Annotated in this window: 19 protein-coding genes; 12 read left to right on the top strand and 7 right to left on the bottom strand. The window is 64.5% G+C overall.

The window, feature by feature from the left end; translation table 11 throughout:
- The 5 genes from ACQY5B_RS00315 to ACQY5B_RS00295 form a co-directional block, all read right to left on the bottom strand.
- A complete protein-coding gene (locus ACQY5B_RS00315) occupies positions 1-891 on the bottom strand; it encodes an ABC transporter permease (RefSeq protein WP_420328812.1) in 891 nt (296 codons plus the stop codon).
- A complete protein-coding gene (locus ACQY5B_RS00310) occupies positions 888-1,865 on the bottom strand; it encodes an ABC transporter permease (protein ID WP_420328810.1) in 978 nt (325 codons plus the stop codon). Before ACQY5B_RS00310 ends, ACQY5B_RS00315 begins: the two co-directional genes overlap by 4 nt.
- 21 nt (positions 1,866-1,886) lie before the next feature.
- Complete coding sequence (locus tag ACQY5B_RS00305) at positions 1,887-3,494, bottom strand: ABC transporter substrate-binding protein (RefSeq protein ID WP_420328808.1); 1,608 nt, start codon at positions 3,492-3,494, stop codon at positions 1,887-1,889.
- A 138-nt stretch (positions 3,495-3,632) separates the two neighbouring features.
- Positions 3,633-5,072: an NAD-dependent succinate-semialdehyde dehydrogenase gene (locus ACQY5B_RS00300; protein WP_420328806.1), complete on the bottom strand. Its 1,440-nt coding sequence runs from the start codon at positions 5,070-5,072 to the stop codon at positions 3,633-3,635.
- A gap of 90 nt (positions 5,073-5,162) precedes the next feature.
- Positions 5,163-6,281 carry an NAD(P)/FAD-dependent oxidoreductase gene (locus tag ACQY5B_RS00295; protein ID WP_420328804.1) on the bottom strand — a complete coding sequence of 373 codons (1,119 nt, stop codon included), beginning with the start codon at positions 6,279-6,281 and terminating at the stop codon, positions 5,163-5,165.
- A gap of 97 nt (positions 6,282-6,378) precedes the next feature.
- On the opposite strand from ACQY5B_RS00295, the gene ACQY5B_RS00290 reads away from it, so the two are divergent.
- The 5 genes from ACQY5B_RS00290 to ACQY5B_RS00270 all read left to right on the top strand — a co-directional run bounded on the left by ACQY5B_RS00290 (position 6,379) and on the right by ACQY5B_RS00270 (position 11,352).
- A complete protein-coding gene (locus tag ACQY5B_RS00290; RefSeq protein ID WP_420328803.1) occupies positions 6,379-7,209 on the top strand; it encodes a sugar phosphate isomerase/epimerase family protein in 831 nt (276 codons plus the stop codon).
- Positions 7,210-7,225: 16 nt separating this feature from the next.
- On the top strand, positions 7,226-8,164 hold the full coding sequence (locus ACQY5B_RS00285) for a dihydrodipicolinate synthase family protein (protein ID WP_420328802.1): 939 nt from the start codon (positions 7,226-7,228) through the stop codon (positions 8,162-8,164).
- Complete coding sequence (locus ACQY5B_RS00280; RefSeq protein WP_420328800.1) at positions 8,161-9,264, top strand: NADH:flavin oxidoreductase/NADH oxidase; 1,104 nt, start codon at positions 8,161-8,163, stop codon at positions 9,262-9,264. Before ACQY5B_RS00285 ends, ACQY5B_RS00280 begins: the two co-directional genes overlap by 4 nt.
- 69 nt (positions 9,265-9,333) lie before the next feature.
- Positions 9,334-10,020, top strand: coding sequence for a glutathione S-transferase family protein (locus ACQY5B_RS00275; protein ID WP_420328798.1), 687 nt, complete (start codon positions 9,334-9,336; stop codon positions 10,018-10,020).
- A gap of 87 nt (positions 10,021-10,107) precedes the next feature.
- Entirely contained in the window at positions 10,108-11,352 is a 1,245-nt protein-coding gene (locus tag ACQY5B_RS00270) for a sensor histidine kinase (protein ID WP_420328797.1), read from the top strand.
- A 26-nt stretch (positions 11,353-11,378) separates the two neighbouring features.
- Here ACQY5B_RS00270 and ACQY5B_RS00265 read toward each other — a convergent pair whose 3' ends face one another.
- The gene (locus tag ACQY5B_RS00265; protein WP_420328795.1) at positions 11,379-12,140 is read right to left on the bottom strand and encodes an SDR family NAD(P)-dependent oxidoreductase; all 762 of its coding nucleotides are present in this window, start codon (positions 12,138-12,140) and stop codon (positions 11,379-11,381) included.
- Positions 12,141-12,224: 84 nt separating this feature from the next.
- Here ACQY5B_RS00265 and ACQY5B_RS00260 point away from each other — a divergent pair, with 84 nt between their 5' ends.
- The 3 genes from ACQY5B_RS00260 to ACQY5B_RS00250 are packed head-to-tail and all read left to right on the top strand — an operon-like array spanning position 12,225 to position 15,909.
- Positions 12,225-13,160 (top strand): 3-hydroxyacyl-CoA dehydrogenase NAD-binding domain-containing protein, encoded by a 936-nt coding sequence (locus tag ACQY5B_RS00260; protein WP_420328794.1) that lies wholly within the window; start codon positions 12,225-12,227, stop codon positions 13,158-13,160.
- Positions 13,157-14,794: a 2Fe-2S iron-sulfur cluster-binding protein gene (locus ACQY5B_RS00255; protein WP_420328793.1), complete on the top strand. Its 1,638-nt coding sequence runs from the start codon at positions 13,157-13,159 to the stop codon at positions 14,792-14,794. Before ACQY5B_RS00260 ends, ACQY5B_RS00255 begins: the two co-directional genes overlap by 4 nt.
- The gene (locus ACQY5B_RS00250; protein WP_420328791.1) at positions 14,791-15,909 is read left to right on the top strand and encodes an NAD(P)/FAD-dependent oxidoreductase; all 1,119 of its coding nucleotides are present in this window, start codon (positions 14,791-14,793) and stop codon (positions 15,907-15,909) included. Before ACQY5B_RS00255 ends, ACQY5B_RS00250 begins: the two co-directional genes overlap by 4 nt.
- Here the strand turns inward: ACQY5B_RS00250 and ACQY5B_RS00245 are convergent.
- A complete protein-coding gene (locus ACQY5B_RS00245) occupies positions 15,906-16,757 on the bottom strand; it encodes an IclR family transcriptional regulator domain-containing protein (protein ID WP_305968944.1) in 852 nt (283 codons plus the stop codon). The two genes, ACQY5B_RS00250 and ACQY5B_RS00245, sit on opposite strands and share 4 nt — an antisense overlap.
- A gap of 169 nt (positions 16,758-16,926) precedes the next feature.
- Between ACQY5B_RS00245 and ACQY5B_RS00240 the strand changes: the two genes are divergently transcribed.
- The 4 genes from ACQY5B_RS00240 to ACQY5B_RS00225 all read left to right on the top strand — a co-directional run bounded on the left by ACQY5B_RS00240 (position 16,927) and on the right by ACQY5B_RS00225 (position 21,208).
- On the top strand, positions 16,927-18,264 hold the full coding sequence (locus ACQY5B_RS00240) for an ABC transporter substrate-binding protein (RefSeq protein WP_305968945.1): 1,338 nt from the start codon (positions 16,927-16,929) through the stop codon (positions 18,262-18,264).
- Positions 18,265-18,339: 75 nt separating this feature from the next.
- Entirely contained in the window at positions 18,340-19,257 is a 918-nt protein-coding gene (locus tag ACQY5B_RS00235; protein ID WP_305968946.1) for a carbohydrate ABC transporter permease, read from the top strand.
- Positions 19,254-20,081 carry a carbohydrate ABC transporter permease gene (locus ACQY5B_RS00230; protein ID WP_420328788.1) on the top strand — a complete coding sequence of 276 codons (828 nt, stop codon included), beginning with the start codon at positions 19,254-19,256 and terminating at the stop codon, positions 20,079-20,081. The genes ACQY5B_RS00235 and ACQY5B_RS00230 overlap by 4 nt, the downstream gene beginning before the upstream one ends.
- A gap of 17 nt (positions 20,082-20,098) precedes the next feature.
- On the top strand, positions 20,099-21,208 hold the full coding sequence (locus ACQY5B_RS00225; RefSeq protein WP_420328786.1) for an ABC transporter ATP-binding protein: 1,110 nt from the start codon (positions 20,099-20,101) through the stop codon (positions 21,206-21,208).
- The last annotated feature ends 16 nt before the right edge of the window (positions 21,209-21,224 follow it).

Below are 21,224 nucleotides of genomic sequence, written 5' to 3'. Positions count from 1 at the left end.
TCACAGCCTCGGGTTCAGCACGTCGCGCAGCCGGTCGCCCAGCAGGTTGACGCTGATGATGATGGCCAGCAGCACCAGCCCCGGAAGGACGGAGATCCAGTAGCGGCCGGATTGCAGGTAATCGAAGCCATTGGCGATCAGCAGCCCCAGAGAGGGCCGTGTCGGCGGCAGGCCAAGGCCCAGGAAGGACAGCGTCGCCTCCAGCGAGATCGCCATGGCCATCTGCATCGTCGCGACGACCAGCATGGTTGGCAGGCAGTTGGGCAGGATGTGACCCAAGAGGATGCGGATACCGCCAAGGCGCAGGCCCCGCGCGGCCTCGACGTAATCGCGCGCACCTTCGACCAGCGCGACACCGCGCACGGTGCGGGCGAAATAGGCCCATTGCACCACCACCAGCGCAAAGATGATCTTGTCCACGCCGCGGCCAAGGATCACCAGCAGGATCAGCGCCACGAGGATCGTCGGAAAGCTCAGTTGCAAATCGACGATACGCATCAGCACGGTATCGACCCAACCGCGCCGATAGGCGGCCACCAGCCCGACCAGCGTGCCAAAGACCAGCGCCAGCAGACCGGAGGCCAGCCCGACGACCATCGAAATGCGGATACCGTAGAGCATGGCCGACAGCATGTCGCGGCCCTGCCCGTCGGTGCCCAGCCAATAGGTCATGCCGGTAAAGCTTTCCGAACCCGGCGGCATTAGACTGTCGAGGATGTCGACCTGTCGCAGGTCATAGGGGTTCTGCGGCGCGATCCATGGCGCGCCAAAGCCCGCGATGCAGAAACCGACAAAGACGATCAGGGCGATCACCGCGCCCGGGTTGGACAGGAACCGGCGGGTCAGATCACGGGCCGATCCGGCGGCGGGGGCTGTGGTCATGGCGCTCATGCCCGGCCTCCGCCAAGACGAATGCGCGGATCCAGCAGCGAATAGAGGATGTCGACCAACAGGTTCAGCGTCACGAACATGAAGACGACGCAGATCAGGTAGGCCACGATCAGCGGTCGGTCGAGCACGGCAATCGCGTCGATCAGCATTTTGCCCACACCGGGCCAGGAAAAGATCGACTCGATCACCACGGCAAAGGCGATGACCCCGCCGAACTCCATCCCCAGCACGGTGACGATGGGGATCAGGATGTTCTTCAGCGCGTGCACGCCCAGAACGCGGCGTTCGGGCACGCCATTGGCGCGTGCGAACTTGATGTAATCGGTGAACATGACTTCGCGCATCCCTGCGCGGGCAAGCCGGATCACCATCGCCATCATGATCAGCGACAGGGTAAAGGCCGGCATGGCAAGGTGGTGCAGCCCGTCCAGCGTCAGCAGGCTGGTTTCCACGAAACCCAGATCGACGGTATCGCCCCGCCCGACAGAGGGCATCCAGCCCAGTTGCACGGAAAAGGTCAGGATCATGATGATGCCGATCCAGAAAACCGGCAGGGAAAAGGCCACCATGGAAAAGCTCATGATGAGTTTGGCGCCCCAGCCCTCAGGCCGCAGCCCGGCGTAGACGCCCATCGGCAGGCCAATGACCAGCGCAAGAACCAGCGCCGCAAAGGCCAGTTCCAGCGTGGCGGGCAGCCGCTCAAAGATCAGGTGCAGGGCGGGCACTCCGTGAGTGAAACTTTTGCCCATGTCGCCCTGCAGCATGTTGCCGACAAAGGTCAGGTATTGGCGCCAAATCGGCTGATCCAGACCAAGGTCCTTGATGATCGCGGTCAGGCAGGCCTGATCGCATTCGGACGAGGCGAAGATGTAGACCGGGTTTCCGACTACGTTGACGCCGAAAAACACCAGCAGCGTCATGACGGTCAGCACGAGCAATGCCTGTAGCACGCGCCGGGTGATATATTCGGCCATTCTCTTCGCCTCGCCTGTTGGTCAGTCGACCCGGTGGATTTCGGTCGCCAGCGTGCGCTCGTTGGTGCGCGGCTCGTGGCTCAGACCGGACCGCATCGCCCAGCTGTTCACCTGGAAGTGCAGCGGGATGTAGGCGTAATCCTCCATGCCGATGCGGATCGCCTCTTGCAGGAGGGCAAGACGCTTCTCCGGGTCGACGGTACGCTTGGCCAGAACCGAACGCGCGTCAATTTCCGGGTTGGAATAGCGGCCAAAGTTGCCGTTCCCGCCGCCGGTTGCCGCGTTGTAGGTTTCCAGCGTGCCAGAGACGGTATAGGTCGCCTCGCCCGCCACGGTGCCCCAGCCGGTCAGCGACATCGAGAATTCCGGCACGTCGAAGCCGGGCATCGACAGTTCATCGCCGCGGATCAGGCGCGAGAAGAAGATGTTGCGCGGCATGGCGTCGACCTCTGTCGTGACACCGACACGGGTCCACATTTGTGCCACCGCTTCGAGGATGCGGGCATCGTTGATGTAGCGGTCGTTCGGGCCATGTAAGGTGATGCGGAAGCCGTCGCCATAGCCTGCCTCTTCCAGAAGGGCCTGTGCGGCGGCGGGGTCATAGGGGTCGGCCTCCAGCCCGTCGACATAGCCGAAGAAGCCCGGCGGCACGATGTTCTTGGCCGGCAGGGAGGCGCCGCCCATGATCCGGTCGCGGATGGCCTCGCGGTTGATCGACAAGCTCAGCGCCTTGCGCACGCGCCAGTCGCGCAGCGGGTTCGGCACCATGACGTTGCCGTCGTTGTCGGTGATGAAAGGCTCGACATGCTTGTAACCCGGCATGAGGTAGATCAGCCGGTCGGACGGGATAGTCGAGACGGTGAAATCCGGGTTGTCGCGCAGTTGCGGCAGGTCGACCGTGGGCGGATAGTCGATGATGTCCACGTCACCGTTCAGCAATGCCGCAAGGCGCGAAGCGTCCTGCGTGACAGGGCGAAAGACGACCTTGTCCCATTCCACGTCACCACCCCACCAGTCGGGGTTCTTGACCACGGTGACGCTGTCGCCGGGGGTGAAGGTGTCATATTTGAACGGGCCGGTGCCGATGGTGGCCTTGCCGCTGTTGAAATCCACCGATTCCGTGGCGCCCTTGGCCGCGTGTTCGGCCACGATCGGCAGCATGGCCAGGTCCTCGGCCACGGTCGGATAGGGGCCGTCGGTGGTGATGTGGATGGTCAGATCGTCGATCTTGGTCCACTGCTTGCCGCCCTTGTCCAGCTGGAAGGCCGGCGAGGCGGGTGCGCCCGAAATCCCTGCCTTGAGCCGGTCGAAGGTAAAGATGACGTCATCGGCGGTGAAATCCTCGCCGTCGTGCCATTTGACACCTTCGCGCAGCTTGAATTCCCAGGTGGTGTCGTCCAGCGGCTGCCAGGACACGGCCAGGCCCGGGATCGGCTGCGAGGCGGAATCCAACGCCACCAGCTTTTCAAAGATATGTTCATGCACCTGTACGTCGGCGGACAGCTGGGTCCAGTGCGGGTCCAGTGAACTGGACTCGGACCTGACGCCGATGGTCAGGACCTCCTCGGCCACGACGGGCGCAGCCGTCATCAGTACGGCGCACAATGCGCCGGTTATCCAGTGTTTCATGGATCGTCTCCTTGTTGGATGGCAGCGCCCCGGACGGGGCGCCTTGGGGGCGCAACGGTTAAATCCGTTAACTGCTGTAAAACTTTTTTAACGGACCAAGTTGATTCGGTCCAGAAATTTCACAGGGCGAACGAAAGTTCACATCCCGCCGATGCAGGTGTAGCGCGTCTCCAGGTAGTCATCGAGCCCCTGCCAGCCGCCTTCCTTGCCCATGCCGGATTCCTTCAGCCCGCCAAAGGGAATTTCCGGTGCGACGATCAGGACCTCGTTGATGCCGATCAGCCCGTATTCCAGACCGTCCTGCAGCCGGAAGGCCCGGCCAAGGTCGCGGGTGTAGGCATAGGCGGCCAAGCCATAGACCGTGTCATTGGCCATCCGGATCGCGTCTTCTTCGGTTTCAAACCGATAGACCGGGGCGACGGGGCCAAAGATCTCTTCCTGCGTGACGCGCATCTCGGGCGTTGCACCCGCGATCACGGTGGGCGCATAGAACAGCCCGCCGCGTTCATGCGCACCGCCCCCGGCCAGCACGCGGCCGCCCTTGTCGACCGCGTCCTGCACCAGTTCGGAAATCTTCTCCAGCGCCGGGGCATCGACCATCGGCCCCTGTTCGGCGCCGTCTTCGAGACCGGGCGCGACTTTCAGCGCCTTGGCCCGTTCGGCGAGCCGTTCGACAAAGGCATCATAGATGCCCGCCTGAACGTAAACCCGGTTGGAACAGATGCAGGTCTGACCCGCGTTGCGGAACTTGGCGATCATGGCGCCGTCGACCGCGCGATCCAGATCCGCGTCATCAAAGACGATGAAGGGCGCGTTGCCGCCCAATTCCATGCTGACCTTCTTGACCGTCCCGGTCGCCCCGCGCAGCAGTTCCTTGCCGATCTCGGTCGAGCCGGTAAAGGTCACCTTGCGGACCTTGGGGTTGTCCATGATCTCGCCGCCGATGGCGCGGGCCGATCCTGTCAGGATGTTGACCACCCCGGGCGGAAAGCCCGCCCGTTCCGCCAGCACACCCCAGGCGAGGCCACTATAAGGTGTCGCCGTGGCCGGTTTCACCACCACCGGACATCCGGCGGCCAGGGCCGGGCCCAGCTTGCGCGCCAGCATCGACGACGGGAAGTTCCACGGCGTGATCGCCGCCACCACGCCGACCGGATGCTTGGTCGTCATCAGGCGGCGGTTCGGCCAGGGCGAGGGAATGACCTCGCCCCGCGCGCGGCGGATTTCCTCGGCAAACCATTGCACGTAGGCCGCCGACGACATGACCTCTGCCTTGGCTTCGGCCAGCGGTTTGCCCTGTTCCAGCGTCAGGATGCGCGCCAGTTCATCGGCATTGGCGGTGATCTCTGCCGCAAGGGCGCGCAGCAGGGCCGCGCGTTCTGTCACCGTCTTGGCAGCAAAGGCGGGAAAAGCAGCATGGGCGGCCTCGATCGCGCGGCGCGTTTCGGCGGCACCGGATTTCGGCACCTGGCCAATCACATTCCCATTGGCGGGGTCCGTCACGTCAATCGTGGCGCCATCATCTGCGCCGACCCATTCCCCGCCAATCAGGTTGGCCTGCCGCATCAAATCCGACATCTGCATCTTCCTTCGCGATATATCGTACTTTTGTTCGTATAGCGCACGATTCGCGAATCTTGCAACAGAAGTTCGACAGGCGAACCCCGCTCAGAGGGAAAACGGCGCCAGATCGACCTCTGGCACCTGCCCCAGCGCCAGCGCGGCGATGGCCTTGGACACCACCGGCCCGGCAGTGAAGCCCATCCACGGAAACAGGTTGAGGAAAAAGCCTGGCACCTGCGGCACCTCGCCCAGAACCGGTCGCCAGTCCGGGGTGCCGTTTACCATCGCGGCCCAGCTGCGCACGATCTGCACATCGGCCAGCCCCGGAACCAGACGCTGCGCCAGCGCAAGGTTGCGCAGGGTCGACCGATGATCGACCACCGGCCCGCCCCGCATCCGCGCGGGCCAGCCGCCGCCAATCAGAAAGCCGCCCTCTGCCGCCTGTTTCAGCGTGAGCTTTTCCGAGGTGAAATACAGCAGCCAGGGCAGCAGCGGCGGGCGCTTTTCCGTGACGCTGACCTGGATGGCATGGGCCTCTATCGGAACGGTGACACCAACCATGCGTGCCACCTCGGCCGCCTGCGCGCCAGCGGCGTTGACCACCCGCGCCGCGCGGATGCCCTGCCCGCCCGCCGTGATGAGAAACCCGCCCGAATCGCGTTCAACCGCCGTCACAGGCGCATTTCGCAGCAATTCGGCCCCGGCTTCGCGGGCGCGTTTCAGAAACAGCGGCGCCACCTTGAACGGATCGGCCTTGCCCTCGATCGGGCAAAAGGCCCCGCCCGGGAAACCGCCGGTCAGAAATGGCGCGCGCTCGGCAAGGCCATCGGCGCCCCACAGGTCAATCCCCAACCCCTGCGCCTGTTCGATGGCCGATTTCTCGCGCAGCATCTGCATCTCGTGGTCCGACCCGGCCACCATCAGCCCGCCCTTGGCGACAAAGCCAAGATCACCGCCCAGTTCGGCCTCCAACCCCGCCCAGAGGCGGATCGATTCGATGAACAGCGGCAGCACCTCAGAGTAGTGGCGCGCCCAATCGGCCCCAAGATGGCGGAACGGATCAAAGGGGATCTGCGCGTGGATCGACCCCGCGTTGGACCCCGAAGCGCCAAGATTCACGTCCCGGCGTTCGATGACGATCACGCGCGCGCCCATCTGCGCCGCATAAAAAGCAGTCGCCGTGCCTGCCAGCCCCCCACCGATGATCGCAAGATCGTAGCGCATGGACAAAATCCCCGTTGAACCGCCTTCTTTGTTCGATATACTAACTTTTGTCCGCATAATGAACATAGAGAATTCACCGACACGGAGGTTTCCTCAAATGGCTCTCGAAGTCGCCGCCAGCACCTTCCCCCATCTCTACTCGAACACCGGCCTTGAATCCCTGCGCCACCTGCAGGGGCTGGGTTACAAGAAGTTCGAGCTGATGATCTTTCCGCCGCATTGCTGGCCGGCGGACCTGAGCAAGGACCAGATTGCCGAATACAAGGCCTGGCTGGATGGCGAAGGCACGCAGATCACCTCGTTCTGCTATCCGCTGATCGACAACAATCCCAATGCCCCCGACCGGCTTATGCGGGAGTACACGATCGACCGCTACAAGGAGGCCATCGACCTCTCGGCAGAGCTGAACTGCCCCTACGTGGTCATGATCCCCGGCATCTATGGCGGTCTGATCGACCCGCCGAAACCCTGGCTGGACGACTGGTTCGTGGACAGCGCGAAGAAGGTCGTCGAACATGCCAAGGGCGCCGGTGTCCGCATCCTGCTGGAAAACGTGCCCTTCACCCATCGCCCCAGCGCGCAGGACATGAAAGAGCTCTGTGACCGGATCGGCGATGTTGGCGTGAACTTCGACGTCTGCAACTCTGTCTACATCAAGGAAGACGCCGCCGAGGCGATCCGCATGCTGGGCGACCTGGTCGAGAACGTGCACATCTCGGACACACCCGCCGATGTGTTCAAGCATGAGTGCCTTGGCACCGGAATCGTCGATCCCGGCCCGACCATGCAGGCGCTGAAAGACATCGGATACGACAAGATGACCGTGCTGGAGATCATCGCGGATGCGAACGATCCCGCCAACGACCCCGACAGCGACTATCGCAAATCCCACGCCATCCTTGCCGAACACGGCTGGGCGGCGCTGTAATTTCCGGAGAACGACCATGAAAGAGTTTCGCGGAAGCTATTCCGTAAACGTCACCCCCTTCACCGAGGACGGGGGTGACATCGACCTTGCGGCCAACCGCCGGTTCATCGACTGGCAGATCGCGCAGGGCGTGCCGGGGATCATCATCCTTGGCACATCGGGCGAGTTCCTGACCGTCACCGACGACGAGCGCCGCCGTTATATCGAGGACACGCTTGCCCATGTGAACGGCCGGATCGACGTGCTGGTCGGCGCGGCGAATGCCCACTCCCCCACAGCCGCCCGCTACGCGCGCGAGGCGCAAGATGCCGGCGCGCAGGGCCTGATGATCATCCCGCCCTATTACTACACGCCCACCGAAGACGAGATCATGGGCTATTACGACACGATCACAGCGACCTGTGATCTGCCGATCATGCTGTACAATAACCCGGTCACGTCGAACGTGGACATGTCGGCCAAGCTGGTCGGGCGTCTGACGCGCGAATTCGACACGGTGCGTTACATCAAAGAGGCGTCGATGGACGTCGCCCGCGTCTATGACATCATCGAGGAAACCGAAGGTGTCATGAACGTCTTTGCCGGGGAACGCATCGTTGAAAGCTTCCTCTTGGGCGCAGTCGGCTATGTGAACCCCTTTGGCAACTATATCCCGCGCGCCTCTACCCGGATCTGGGATTTCCTCACCGCGGGCCGGATCGAGGACGCCAAGCGCATCCAGCGCCATATCACCGTCATCGAACACGTCATCGCCGAGGGTCACCCGACCTACGGGCACCAGTGCTACTCCAAGGCGCTGGCGGCAAAGGCCGGTTATCCCGTGGGCGACGTGCGCCCGCCGCTGACCACCTTTGCCTCGCTGGGGGCAGAGGATCTGGCCAAGGCCGAACGGCTCAAGGGCATCATGGATGAGCTTGACCGCCTCATGGATGAGCTGGAAAGCAAGGCCGCATGACAGAGATCCCCCTTTTCACGCCCTTCTCCCTGAGGGGCGTCACCTTTCCGAACCGGATCATGCTGGCCCCCATGTGCCAGTATCAGGCAATCGACGGCGTCCCGAACGATTGGCACCGCGCCCACCACGGGCGCTATGCTACCTCGGGCGTCGGCTCTGTGGTGGTAGAGGCGACGGGCATCAGCCCCCGCGGCCGTATCAGCCCCGGCTGCACCGGCCTTTACAATGACGAACAGGTCGCGGCCTGGCGCCAGATCACCGATCTCTACCGAGCGCAGGGCATCCCGGTCTTTGTTCAGATCAATCACGCGGGAGCCAAATCCTCGACCATGCGTCCCTGGGACGGCATGGGGCCGCTGGACCCCGGCAGCGCCGAACCGCCCTGGCAGACCTATGCCCCCTCTGCCGTGCCCGCGCGCGAGGGGTGGCACACGCCCAAGGCGCTGGAGGTCGAAGAGATCGCCGCCATCGTGCAGGATTTCGCCCGCGCCGCCGAACGCGCGATCGAGGCCGGCTTTGACGGCGTCGAGATCCACGGCGCGCATGGCTACCTGTTGCATGAGTTCATGTCGCCCTTTTCCAACCGCCGCACCGACGATTTCGGCGGACCGGTGGAAAACCGGATGCGGCTGCCGGTCGAGGTCGCCCGCGCGGTGCGCGCCGTGCTGCCCGATGACATGCCCTTGCTCTACCGCGCGTCCTGCGTGGACGGCGAAGGGGGTGGGCTGACGCTGGACGATACCGTGGCGCTGTCGCACGCGCTGAAGGCCGAGGGCGTGGACATGATCGACGCCTCGGGCGGCGGCATTCCCGCCGGGATGCGACTGGCGCAGCAGAAACCGGAACCGGGGTTCCAGGTACCTTTCGCGGACCGCATCAAGGCGGACACCGGGTTGGCCACCGTCGCCGTCGGCATGATCACCGAGGCCGAAATGGCCAATGACATCGTCGCCACCGGCAAGGCCGACCTCGTGGCGCTGGCACGCGGGATGCTGCGCGATCCAGCCTGGCCCTACCACGCCGCGCAGGCGCTGGGGCATCCGGAACCGGCCTCGATCCTGCCAAAGCTCTATGCCTTCTACTTGAAACTGGCGTCCTGATCGCCTGATACACAGCGCGGCGCCCCCTCACCGGGGCGCCGTCTTCTTTCGCAATCCGCAGGAGCCGACATGATCCGGTTTTTCTACAACATGGCGCCGAACCCGATGAAGGTGGCGCTGTTCCTCGAAGAGTCCGGGCTGGACTACGAACCCGTCCCCATCGACACCCGCAAGGCCGAGCAGCACAGCGACACCTTCAAGGCGCTCAACCCGAACGCCAAGCTGCCGGTGCTGACCGATGGCGAAACCGTGGTTTTCGACAGCAACGCCATCCTTCTGTACCTCGGCGAAAAGACCGGCCAGTTCATGGGCACGCCGGATCAGCGCGGCCAGCTTTTGTCCTGGATGATGTTCGTGGCCTCCGGTGTCGGCCCCTTCTCGGGACAGGCGGTCCACTTCCGCAACTTCGCGCCGGAAAAGCCGCCCTATGCCGTGAAACGCTATGACTTCGAGGCGCGCCGCCACTGGCAGATCGTCGATGACCGGCTGGCGCAGGGCGAATGGATGATGGGCGAGCATTATTCCATCGTCGACATGGCGGTCTGGGGTTGGGGCTCTCGCCTGACCTATATGCTGGGCGATGACAACATCATGCAGAAATACCCCCATCTCGACCGGCTGATGAAGACCATCGACGCCCGCCCCGCCGCCGCGCGGGCCCAGGCGCTGAAGGATCACCACCAGTTCAAGGCCGAATTCGACGAGGTCGCCATGCGCAGCCTCTATCCTCAGATCTTTGCCCCCGATCCCGTATAGCGGTGCAGGCCCGACCGATCTGCCTTGCCCCTGTCAAATCCCGCGTGATATTTCGATGCTGGCAGGGCGCAAGGGATCGGACCAACCATGACTGAAGACTGCGGTGACGGCGTAACCCTGCAGGACCATGCCGCCTATTTGGCCCAGGTTCATGATTTCCAGTCGGACATCGAGATCCTTGCCAACAACGATCTGGTGGGGACCATCCTGGAAACCGTCATGATGGCCACCGGCATGCGATTTGCCGCCGTCGCGCGCGTGACGACGGATCGCTGGGTCGCCTGCCGCACCGTGGATGAGACCCAGTTCGGGTTGCAGTCCGGAGACGAGATCGACATCAGGTCGACCTTCTGCCAATCCGTGCGCGACACGGCCCAGAAGGTCCTGTTCAACGACTCCGCGACTGACGAGGTCTACGCGAACCACCCCATCGCGCTGAAGTTCGGCATTGCCAGCTATGCCTCGCTCCCGATCTACCGCAGCGATGGCAGTTTTTTCGGCACGCTCTGCGCCATCGACCGGGAACCACGCGACATAAAGCATCCCCGCGCCGTGAAGATGCTGGAGATGTTTGCCGATATCATCGGGCAAAGCCTCGAAACCGTCGAGCGGCTGGAAGCACAGGAACACAACCTGGAGCATGAGCGCCAGATGGCGCAGATCCAGGAAGAATTCGTTGCCGTCCTAGGTCATGACCTCCGCAATCCGGTGGCCGCCTTCGGCGCGGGTTTGCGACAGCTTGAACGCGAAGCCCAGACAGAGCGCGCGCAGGTCGTCATCCCGCTGATGAAGGCATCGCTGCACCGGATGAATGAGCTGATCGACAACATCATGCTGCACGCCCGGTCCCGGCTTGGTCGCGGCATCCATATCTCGCCCGTGTCCGACGCCCCCCTGGCCGAGGCGCTGGCCCATGTGGTCGACGAAATCCGCGTCACGGCCCCGGATCGGGACATCGTGCTGGACCTTGCACTGGACAGACCCGTCCGATGCGACCCGGACCGGGTCGCGCAGGCCGTGTCCAACCTGTTGTCAAACGCGGTCCGGCATGGCGCCGAGGGGCATCCGATCGAGGTTCGCGGCAGAACCGATGGCGATCACGCCATCATCGCGGTCGCCAACAGCGGCGCCCCGATACCCGGAGATCTGCACGAGGACCTGTTCAAACCCTTCCGGCGCGGTTCGAATGCCGAAGGCAAAAGCCTTGGGCTGGGCCTTGGCCTCTATATCGCCTCCTCCATTGCGGAGGCGCATGATGGCAGCATCGGCGTGTCTTGCCGCGACGGGACCACGGCCTTCGAGATCCGCTTGCCGTTGACATCCGGCGCCTGACCTGACGGCCAAGCGCCAAGCCCGGATTAGCGGATATAGCTTGCCCCGTTCACGTCCAGCGTCGCCCCGGAAAGGTGGCGGCACCGCCCCGACAGGCAAAAAGCCGTCAGCGCCGCGATGTCCGACGGCGGTACGAACTCTCCCATTGTCAGGCGGTTTTCGACCACCTGCCGCCCGCCCTGGCTCTCGGCGAAATCGCGGCTCATCTTGGTGTCCACCACGCCCGGCGCGATGATGTAGGTGCGGATGCCGTCGCGCGCGTACCCCGTGGCAACGGTCTGGAGCGCCGCCTTGAACGCGGCCTTGGACGCGGCATAGCCGATCGTCTGAGGGTTGGTGACCCCCTTCTGCGCCGCCCAGCTGGAGATGCCCACGATTTCTCCGCCGCCCCTTTCGCGGAAATGTCTGACGGCGGCGCGCAGCAGCGCAGAGGCAGAAAACACGTTGACCTGAAAGGTCTCGGACCAGACCCGGTCCCATTCGTCCTCGGGGTCGTCGATACCGCCGGCGAAATGCATCACGGCGGCATTGTTCACGATCCCGTCCAACCCGCCGGTCAGCGCCACCGCCTCGGCGAACATCGCCTCGGCCCCGCCCTTTGTCGCAAGGTCGCCCTGCAACAGGATGGCGCGATCTGCGGGCACGCCCTGCATCGCCGCCTCTGCCCCGGCCCGGTCGCGTCCGTAATGCGTCACGACCCGCGCGCCCTGCGCCGCAACCTCGCGGGCGATTTCCTGTCCGATGCCTTTCGACGCGCCGGTCACCAGTATCGTCTTGCCGTCCAACATCGGCCATCTCCTTCATGGCGCCCTTGACGCCTTTGCCATTTTCGCACAAATGTTCACATAACGAACAAAGAGGAGTCGGGCAACATGAATGACGCGCAATCGGTCCTCATCCTTGGCGCCGGCCCCATCGGATGCGGCTTTGCCGCCGCCTTTCTGAGCGCGGGTTTTGCGGTCACCCTCTGTGACCCCTCCGAAGAGGCGCGCAGCAATGCGCCCGACCTGATCGCGCGGCATGGCGCCGCGATGGACCTGGCCGGTCTGCCCACCCCTGCGGGCGCAGCAGAGCTGATTGCGGCATTGCCCGACAACATCACCGCCCCGCTGGTGATCGAGGCCGGGCCGGAACGGCTGGAGGTGAAACTGGCGCTGTTCCAGGATCTTCTGGCCCGCAGCGACACCGCGATCCTCGCCACCGCCTCTTCGGCGCTGATGATTTCGCAGATCCTCCCCGATCCGGCCCAGCAAGCCCGCTGTCTCGTGGCGCATCCCGCCAACCCGCCCAGCCTGCTGCGCGTGCTGGAACTGGTGCCCGCGCCCGGCACAACGTCCGACACGATGGACCGGGCCGAAACCCTGTTCCGGCACGGCGGCTTTGATCCCGCACGGCTGGGCCACGAGGTCCCCGCCTTTGTCTTCAACCGGCTGCAAAGCGCCCTCCTGCGCGAGGCCTATCGTCTGGTCGACGAAGGCGTGATCGGGGTGGCCGCGCTGGACGCGCTGGTACGCGACGGACTGGGCCCCCGCTGGGCGCTGTCGGGTCCGTTCGAGACCGCCGATCTCAACACGGCCGGCGGCATTCGCGGCCATGCCGAACGGCTTGGCCCCGCCTATGCCACCATCGGCCGCGACCGTGGCGAACATGCGCCCGACTGGCCGCCAGAACTGGTCGACCGGGTCGAGGCCGAACGGCGCGCGGCCCTGCCAGAGGAGGCCCTGCCCGCCCGCCGCGCATGGCGCGAACAGGCGCTGGCGCGTCTGCTGGACGCCCGCCGTGAAATCCTTGAAAGTGCCGGCAAATGACGCTTCGCTTCACCTTTGACGGCCAGGAAATCACCTGCCCCGACACCTCGTCCCTGGCCGCCGCGCTGACCGCCGCCGGGCACCGTGCCTTTCGCAACACCGAGCAAGGCGCGCAGCGCGGCATCTTTTGCGGCATGGGTGTCTGCCAGGACTGCCTTGTCACCGTCGACGGGCGCCCGAACCAACGCGCCTGCATGACCCCGGCGCGCGACGGCATGACGGTCGAAACCCAAACCGCGCGACCCTCGCTGACGCCCCCTGCCCCGCGCGACCTGACCCCGCACCGCATGAGGCCCACGGTACTGGTGATCGGCGGTGGCGCAGGCGGCCTGTCCGCCGCCATCGCCGCGCGAGAGTCCGGCGCCGAGGTGGTGCTGCTGGACGAACGCAAGGTGCCCGGCGGGCAGTATTACAAGCAGGCCGCGCAGGGCGATCCGCTGGACGATCAGCAGGCAGAGGGCCGCGCGTTGGTGCAGGCCGCACGCGATGCGGGCGTCACGATCCTTCCTCAGACAGAAGTCTGGGGCGCTTTCGACGGGCCAGAGATCATGGCCACCGCGCCCGACGCCGTCTATGCCATCGCGCCGAAGAAACTCATCGTCGCCACGGGCGCCTACGAACGGCCCACCATGATCCCCGGCTGGACCCTGCCCGGCGTGATGACCGTGGGCGCGGCGCAGACGCTCTGGCGCAGCTACCGGACGCTTCCGGGCAAGCGTGTCGCGCTGTTCGGCAATGGCCCCCTAGTGGCGCAGGTCGCGCTGGAACTGGCCGAGGGCGGGGCCGATGTCGCCCTGCTGGCCGAAGCCGCGCCGCACCCGCTGCGTCGTCCGCTGGCCGGGGCCGACATGCTGCGCCGTGACCGGGCGTTGGCGGTCAAGGGGTTGCGGATGCTGGCCCGGCTGCGGTCTCACAAGGTGCGCCCGACCCATGACGCCCTGCCCCGCGCCATTCTTCAGACCGATGACGGGCTGGAGGTCACCTACACTGTCGGCGGCCAGACGCAAACTGTCACCGCCGATGCGGTCTGCCTGAACTACGGCTTTCAACCCTCGAACGAGGTGCTGCGCCTCTTGGGCTGCGACATGTCCTATGACGCGCGGTTCGACCACCTCCGCGTGACCCGTTCGGAGACCTGCGAGACCTCCGTCCCATCCGTCTATGCCATCGGGGATTGCTGTGGACTTGGCGGCGCCCCCGCTGCCGTGACAGAAGGCCGTATCGCAGGCCGCGCCGCCACCGGCAGCGCCCCACTGCCCGAGAATCAGGCGGAACTGGCCCGCCATCGCGCCTTTCAGGACGCGCTCTGGCGGGTCTATTCCGCCAACCTGCCGCTGCCCGAAAACGCCCCGCCGGACACCCACATCTGCCGTTGCGAAGAGGTGACCAAGGCACAACTGGACGCCGCGCTGGCCGATGATCCCACCGACATCGGCGCGCTGAAACGGGCAACGCGCGTCGGCATGGGCCGCTGCCAGGGCCGCTATTGCGCGCCCGCCGTCGCCGGGATCATGGCCCGCCGCCAATGCCGCCCGCTGGAGGATCTGTCCTACTTCGCGCCCCGTGTGCCGATCAAACCCGTGGACATTGCCGCCATCACCGCCGCCGAAGCGCTGCTGGACCCCGAGGAATGACCGATCTGCTGATCATCGGTGGCGGCATCACCGGGCAGGTGGCCGCCCTGACCGCCGCCGAGGCCGGCGCCCGCGTGACCATCGTCGACGCGCAGCGCAACGCCGGCTCCCATGCCAATGCAGGCAGCCTGCACGTCCAGATGCAAAGCCGCTTTCTGCGGCTGAACCCGCATCTGGCCGAGAACCTCGAAAGCTCGCTGCCGCTGTACCTGTCTGCCGTGACAGAGTGGGAGACGCTGGATGCCCGTCTTGGCGGTGTCGAACTGACCCGCGAGGGCGGGTTGATGCTGGCCGAGAACGAGGCGCAACTGGCCTTTCTGCACGAAAAGGCCGAGCGCGAGCGGCGCAAAGGGCTGGACGTCGAGATCCTGAACCGCGACGCGCTGCACGCCATTGCGCCCTGGCTGTCCTCCCGGATCGTCGGGGCAGAACTCTGCCGGAACGAGGGCAAGCTGAACCCGCTGGTCGCCAATCGCAAGATGCGCGCCACGCTGGACGCGCTTGGCGTGCGCCACGTCCACGACCGCATCACCAAGGTAGAGGACCGCCCCCGCCCCGTCGCCCACGGCACCACCGCCCATACCGCAGACGCGATCCTGATCGCCGCCGCATGGGGGGCCGAGGCGTTGACCACCCCTCTGGGGCTGACCCTGCAAACCCCGCCCGAACCGCTGCACATGAACATCACCGAGGCCGGGGACTACCGGATTCACCACCTTGTTCAGCACGCCGAACGGCCGATCACGTTGAAACAGTTCCGCTCTGGCCAGGTGGTAATCGGCGGCGGCTGGGACGCAAACCTGGCCCGCGACCCGCGCCACGCGCCCACCATCCGCAAGACCAGCCTCTTGGGCAATGTCGCGCTGGCGGCGCAGATTGCGCCGGGCATCGGCGGGCTGCGCGTGCTGCGCACCTGGGCGGGCTACAACACGCCGGTCGATGGCAAGGCCACCATCGGCCCCGCCCATCCGCAAAGCCGCGTTTTCCTCGCCCTGCCGGGGGATGCGGGCTATACGCTGGGACCGGTGACGGGCCGGACGGCCGCGGCGCTCGCATTGGGGACCGAACCGCCGATCGACCCAGCGCCCTATGCCCCGGCCCGCTGGCGCGCTTAATGCGCCAGTGACTGCTGGATGTCGTCCGCCGTGGCCTGAAGCTTGGGCAGGTAGGTTTCGATCATCGTCTCGGGCGTGGCCCGGATCGACGGCACCGCGATATTGATCGACCCGGCCAAGATGCCAGAGCGGTATTTCAGTGGAATGGCGATGGACAGCAGCCCCTCTTCCAGCTCCTGGTCGACCAGCGCCCAACCCTGCTTGCGCACCTGTTCAAGGATGTTGCGCAGCTCTGTCTTGTTGGTGACGCTGTGGCGCGTGCGGGGGACAAGACGCGCATTGGCGATGATCCCGTCCCAGTTTTCCTCCGGCTGCGCAGCTAGCAGAACCCGCCCGTTCGCGGTATAGAAGGCCGACTGGCGGCTGCCCACGGTGATGCCGACGCTGATGATGTTATGCGCCTGCACACCGGCCACATAGACCACGTCCAGCCCGTCGAGGATCGCCGCCGTGCAGCTTTCGCCGGTTTGTTCCGACAGCCGCTCCATGAAAGGACGAGCGCGGTCCCAGATGCCGATCTTGGACAGCACCGAAAAGCCGAGGTCCAGCACCTTGGGCGTCAGGTCGAACAGCTTGCCATCGGTGATGACATAGCCCTCCTTGACCAGCGTCAGCAGGAACCTTCGCGCCGTCGCCCTGCTCATTCCGGTTTCGGCGGCCACCTCTGACAGGGTCATCTTGCGCGATGTGCGGCTGAAACTGGACAGGATTTCCAACCCGCGCGACAGCGAGCTGACAAAATCGCGGCTGGACAGCTTTTCCTGCTCTTCTCCTCCGTCAGGAGTCACGGTGCCAAGCCGGGTTTCGCTTTTGGCCTGAACGGGTTTGGTCTTTACGGGCTTCGCCATCTGACGTCTCACTTATTGTGCGCAATACGAACTATCACCGCAAAACTCGAAGCGAAACCCACCTTGAACCGGGGGGCCGAGTCAAAAAACACTTGCGATTCGAGTTTCGCAGCGGCAATGATACGAACATATGTTCGATATGCGAACATTGCCAACAGTGGAGTGTCAAATGACCACCAACAAACGGATGAACGCGGGCCTGCCGCGTCGCACAGTTCTGACCGGGATGGCCGCGGCTGGCGCTGCCGCTCTGATGCCGCGCCGCATCCAGGCGCAAGAGCAGATCACCCTGCGCTGGTGGTCCCCGCAATCCTCGCCGGAACAGCTTGCCGCCTACAAGACGCAGATCGCGAATTTCGAAGCGCTGCACCAGAATGTCAAAGTCGTGTTCGAGAAAACCTCGGACGAAGGCTATGCCCCTCAACTTGCTGCCGCTTTTGCAAGCGGCGACGTCCCCAACATCGTCACGCACCTGCCCAGCTTCGCGGTCTCCAACTACTGGCGCAACGGCCTTTTGGAGCCGTTCAACGACGTGATCGAAATGATCGGGCCGGAAAAATTCTATGACGGTGTGAACCGCATCTACGAGATCGACAAGGGCCAATATGCCGGCACCTCGATCGGCAACTCTGCCGCCAACGTGATCTGGCTGCGCAAGGACCTGATGGAAAGGGCCGGCATCGACAAGAACCCGCGTACGTGGGACGAACTTCTGTCCGCCTGTGCGGCCATGCAGGGCGGCGGAATCTACGGCGCCCCCCTGCCCTATGGCCGCAACTCGATGACGACGCTGATCTTCATCGGCGTGATCCATCAGGCCGGCGGCATGGTCTTCAGCCCCGACCTGGAGGTCGCCATCGACAGCCAGGAAACCCGCGACGCGCTGGAATTCTACAAGGCGATGCGCCAGTACTGCCCGCCGGGTGCCACCAACTACAGCTGGGGTGACAGCCTGACGGCCTTCGTCTCGGGGGCCTGCGCCACCGGCATCTACACCGGGCGCGTCCTGATCAACGTCAACAACCAGAACCCGGGCATCGCGGATCACGTCACCTGCGACACCTACCCGACAAAATCCGCCGATATCGCGCCTTGGACCTTCAACGACTTCCCCTCGGTCTTCATCCCCAAGGCGGCGGGCAACATGGAGGCGACCAAGCAGTTCGCCGCCTTCCTGTATGATCCCGAAGGCTACATTCAGCAGTTGCACGCGGCTCCGGGCCACGTTCTTCCGGTGCTCTCGACCATCGCCGAGATGCCCGAATACCAGAACAACCCGATCATCGAGAAATACTCGGCAGAGGTCGACAAGATGGCGGCCGCCGCGGCCAACGGCTTCAACCTTGGCTGGGAAAGCACCGCGCACAAGCCCAACGTCAAGGCCGGTGAAATCGTCAACTCCGGCGTCATCGCCGAGATGGTGCAGCGCGTCGTGCTGAACGATGAAAACGTCGATACGGTTCTTGGCGAAACCGCCAAGCGCATCGAAGAGATCATGGCGGGCTGATCCCTCCCCAACTCGCCATACTCCGGCCCGGCGGCTTTCACCCTGTGCCGCCGGGCGATTTTGCCAGGACGCTTCATGACAGCCATCGCAACCAACATCCCCAAAAGCGCGACACCGCCGCTCGAACGTGCCTATGCGCGGCTCGGTGTGCTGCTGATCGCGCCCACCATCCTCGTCTTCAGCCTGGTGATCGTCTATCCGCTCTTGGCGGCGATCTACCTGTCGGTCTTCTCGATCTACACGCCCACGCTTCAGGGCGGCTTTGTCGGTGCGGACAACTACATAGAGCTGCTGACGGGCAAGGCCTTCTGGAACTCGCTCAAGGTCACGCTGATCTGGACGGTCGGCACGCTGACCCTGCAGATCGTCGCCGGAGTCGGCCTTGCGCTGCTCTTGCACCAGAACATCTGGTTCCGTTCGCTGGCGCGCAGCCTTGTCCTGTTTCCCTATTTCCTCTCCACCGTGGTTGCGGTGCTGGTCTGGAAATGGCTGTTCAACGACCTCTACGGCGCCCTGAACCAAGGGTTGATGCAGTTGGGCATCATCGACATGCCGCTGGACTGGCTGGGTTCGATGCCCAACGCCATGATCGGCGTTATCCTCGTGGGCGCGTGGAAGTTCTTTCCCTTCGTCGTGATCGCCGTGCTGGCGCGGCTGCAAACGATCCCGGAAAACCTCTACGAGGCCGCCCGCATCGACGGCGCCGGCCCCATCGCGCGCTTCTTTGACGTGACCCTGCCGCAGCTGCGCTCGGTCCTGACGGTCATCATCCTCTTGCGCGCGATCTGGGACTTCAAGGAATTCGACCTGCTTTACCTGTTGACGGGCGGCGGTCCCGTGACCTCGACCCAGACCCTGTCGCTGCTGGTCTACCAAGAGGCGTTCGGCCTGAACCAGATGGGCCAGGCAGCGGCCTATTCGGTGGGCATGATGCTGGTGATGCTGGTCTTCATGGTGCTCTACATCCGCCAGACGAAGGAGAAAAACGCATGAGGCTGCTCCGCCCCGTCCTTCTGAACGTCATCACATGGGCGCTGGTCCTGCTGATCTCCTTCCCGCTGATCTGGATGATCGTCACCTCGATCAAGCCGCAGACGGAACTGTTCCGCATCCCGCCCACCTGGCTGCCCGAAACCGTCACCTTCGAGCACTACTGGCGGCTGCTGTCGGAAACCTCCTTCCTGCTCTACTTCCGCAACTCGGTGGTGCTCGCCACGACGACCACGCTGTTTGTCGTCGCGCTGGGGACGCTGGGGGCCTACAGCCTCGTGCGCTTTACCTATCGCGGGCGCGAAACGCTGGCGATGCTGGTGCTGTTCACCTACCTGCTGCCCTCGGTCGTGCTGATCATCCCGCTCTACCTGATGATGGTCTCGCTGGGTCTGTCGAACACGCTGTTCAGCCTGATCCTCGCGCACACCACCTTTGCCCTGCCCTACGCGCTGTGGCTGCTCCGCAGCTTCATGGAGGGCATCCCCGAGGACCTCGAAAACGCGGCCCTCGTCGATGGGGCCAGCCGGATGGGCGCCTTTCGGGACGTGATCTTTCCCCAGCTTCTGCCGGGCATCATCTCGACCGCGCTTTTCACCTTCATCCTGTCGTGGAACGAATACCTCTACGCCCTGGTGCTGGTGAACTCCGAAGCGGTTGCCCCCCTGACAACCGGCGTCATGTCCATGCTGATCTCGGCCTTCAACATCGAATGGTCCCTGCTGATGGCGGCCTCGGTGATGATGAGCATCCCCCTGATCGTCGTCTTCGCCTTCCTGCAAAGTTACCTGACCAGCGGCTTTGGTGCCGGCGGCGTCAAGGGCTGAAAAAAAAGGAGCCTGAATTGGCCAACGTAACCTTCCGAAACGTCCACAAAGCCTTCGGCACCTATGTCGCGCTGGAAAACCTGGACCTCGATATCCGCGACGGCGAATTCGTCGCCCTCCTGGGTCCGTCGGGATGTGGCAAGTCCACCACCCTGCGGATGCTGGCGGGCCTCGATTTCCCGACACGCGGCGAGATCCTGATCGGCGATCGCGTGGTCAACGACCTTGCCCCGGGCAAGCGCGACATCGCCATGGTGTTCCAAAGCTACGCGCTCTACCCGCATATGACCGTGGGCGAAAACATCGGCTACCCGCTGAAGAAACGCGGCATCAAGGGCCGTGCCCGCGAAGAGGCCGTGCAAAAGGCCGCCGCGCTTCTGCAACTGGAACCGCTCCTGGACCGCAAGCCGAAACAGCTGTCCGGCGGCCAGCAACAGCGCGTCGCCCTTGGCCGGGCGCTGGTGCGGGAACCGCAGGTCTTCCTGCTGGACGAACCCCTGTCCAACCTCGACGCCAAGCTGCGCAGCTACATGCGGGCCGAGCTGATCGAGCTGCACCGCAGGCTGGGCAAGACCATGGTCTACGTCACCCACGATCAGCTCGAGGCCATGACCATGGCCAGCCGCATCGCGGTGATGCACGCGGGCCTTGTCCAGCAATTCGACACCCCCGACGCGATCTACAACCGCCCCGCCAACCGCTTTGTCGCGGGCTTTATCGGCACCCCGCCGATGAACCAGATCGAAGGCGCGGTGGACGGCGGCGATTTCGTTGTTGCGGGCCACCGCATCCCCATCGACCGCACCGCATTCGTCGACAGCCTGCGCGACGGCCCCGCCGTTCTGGGCGTCCGCCCAGAGGCCATCACCATCGCCACCGGCGAGGGCCTGCCCGCCACCGTGCGGCTGGCCGAAAACACCGGCCATGAAACCATCGTCACGCTGGAACTGCCCGATCACAGCCGCATCGCCGCGCGGGTCGAGGCGGCCCGCCGCCTGGACGTCGGCCAGAACGTGGCGCTGCGCTTTGATCCAACGGCCATCCACCTTTTCGAGGCCACCGAGAACGGCGCCCGCCTCAACCGCGACGAAACCCCCGCGTCGGTGATCCCGATGCGGTCCAAGTGAACAAGAACAGGAAAGG

Origin of the sequence: Antarctobacter sp., from assembly GCF_965277915.1 — a bacterium.
Lineage (GTDB): Bacteria > Pseudomonadota > Alphaproteobacteria > Rhodobacterales > Rhodobacteraceae > Antarctobacter.
Note: the sequence above shows the minus strand (reverse complement) of the source record. Positions and strands in the feature narration are given on the sequence as shown.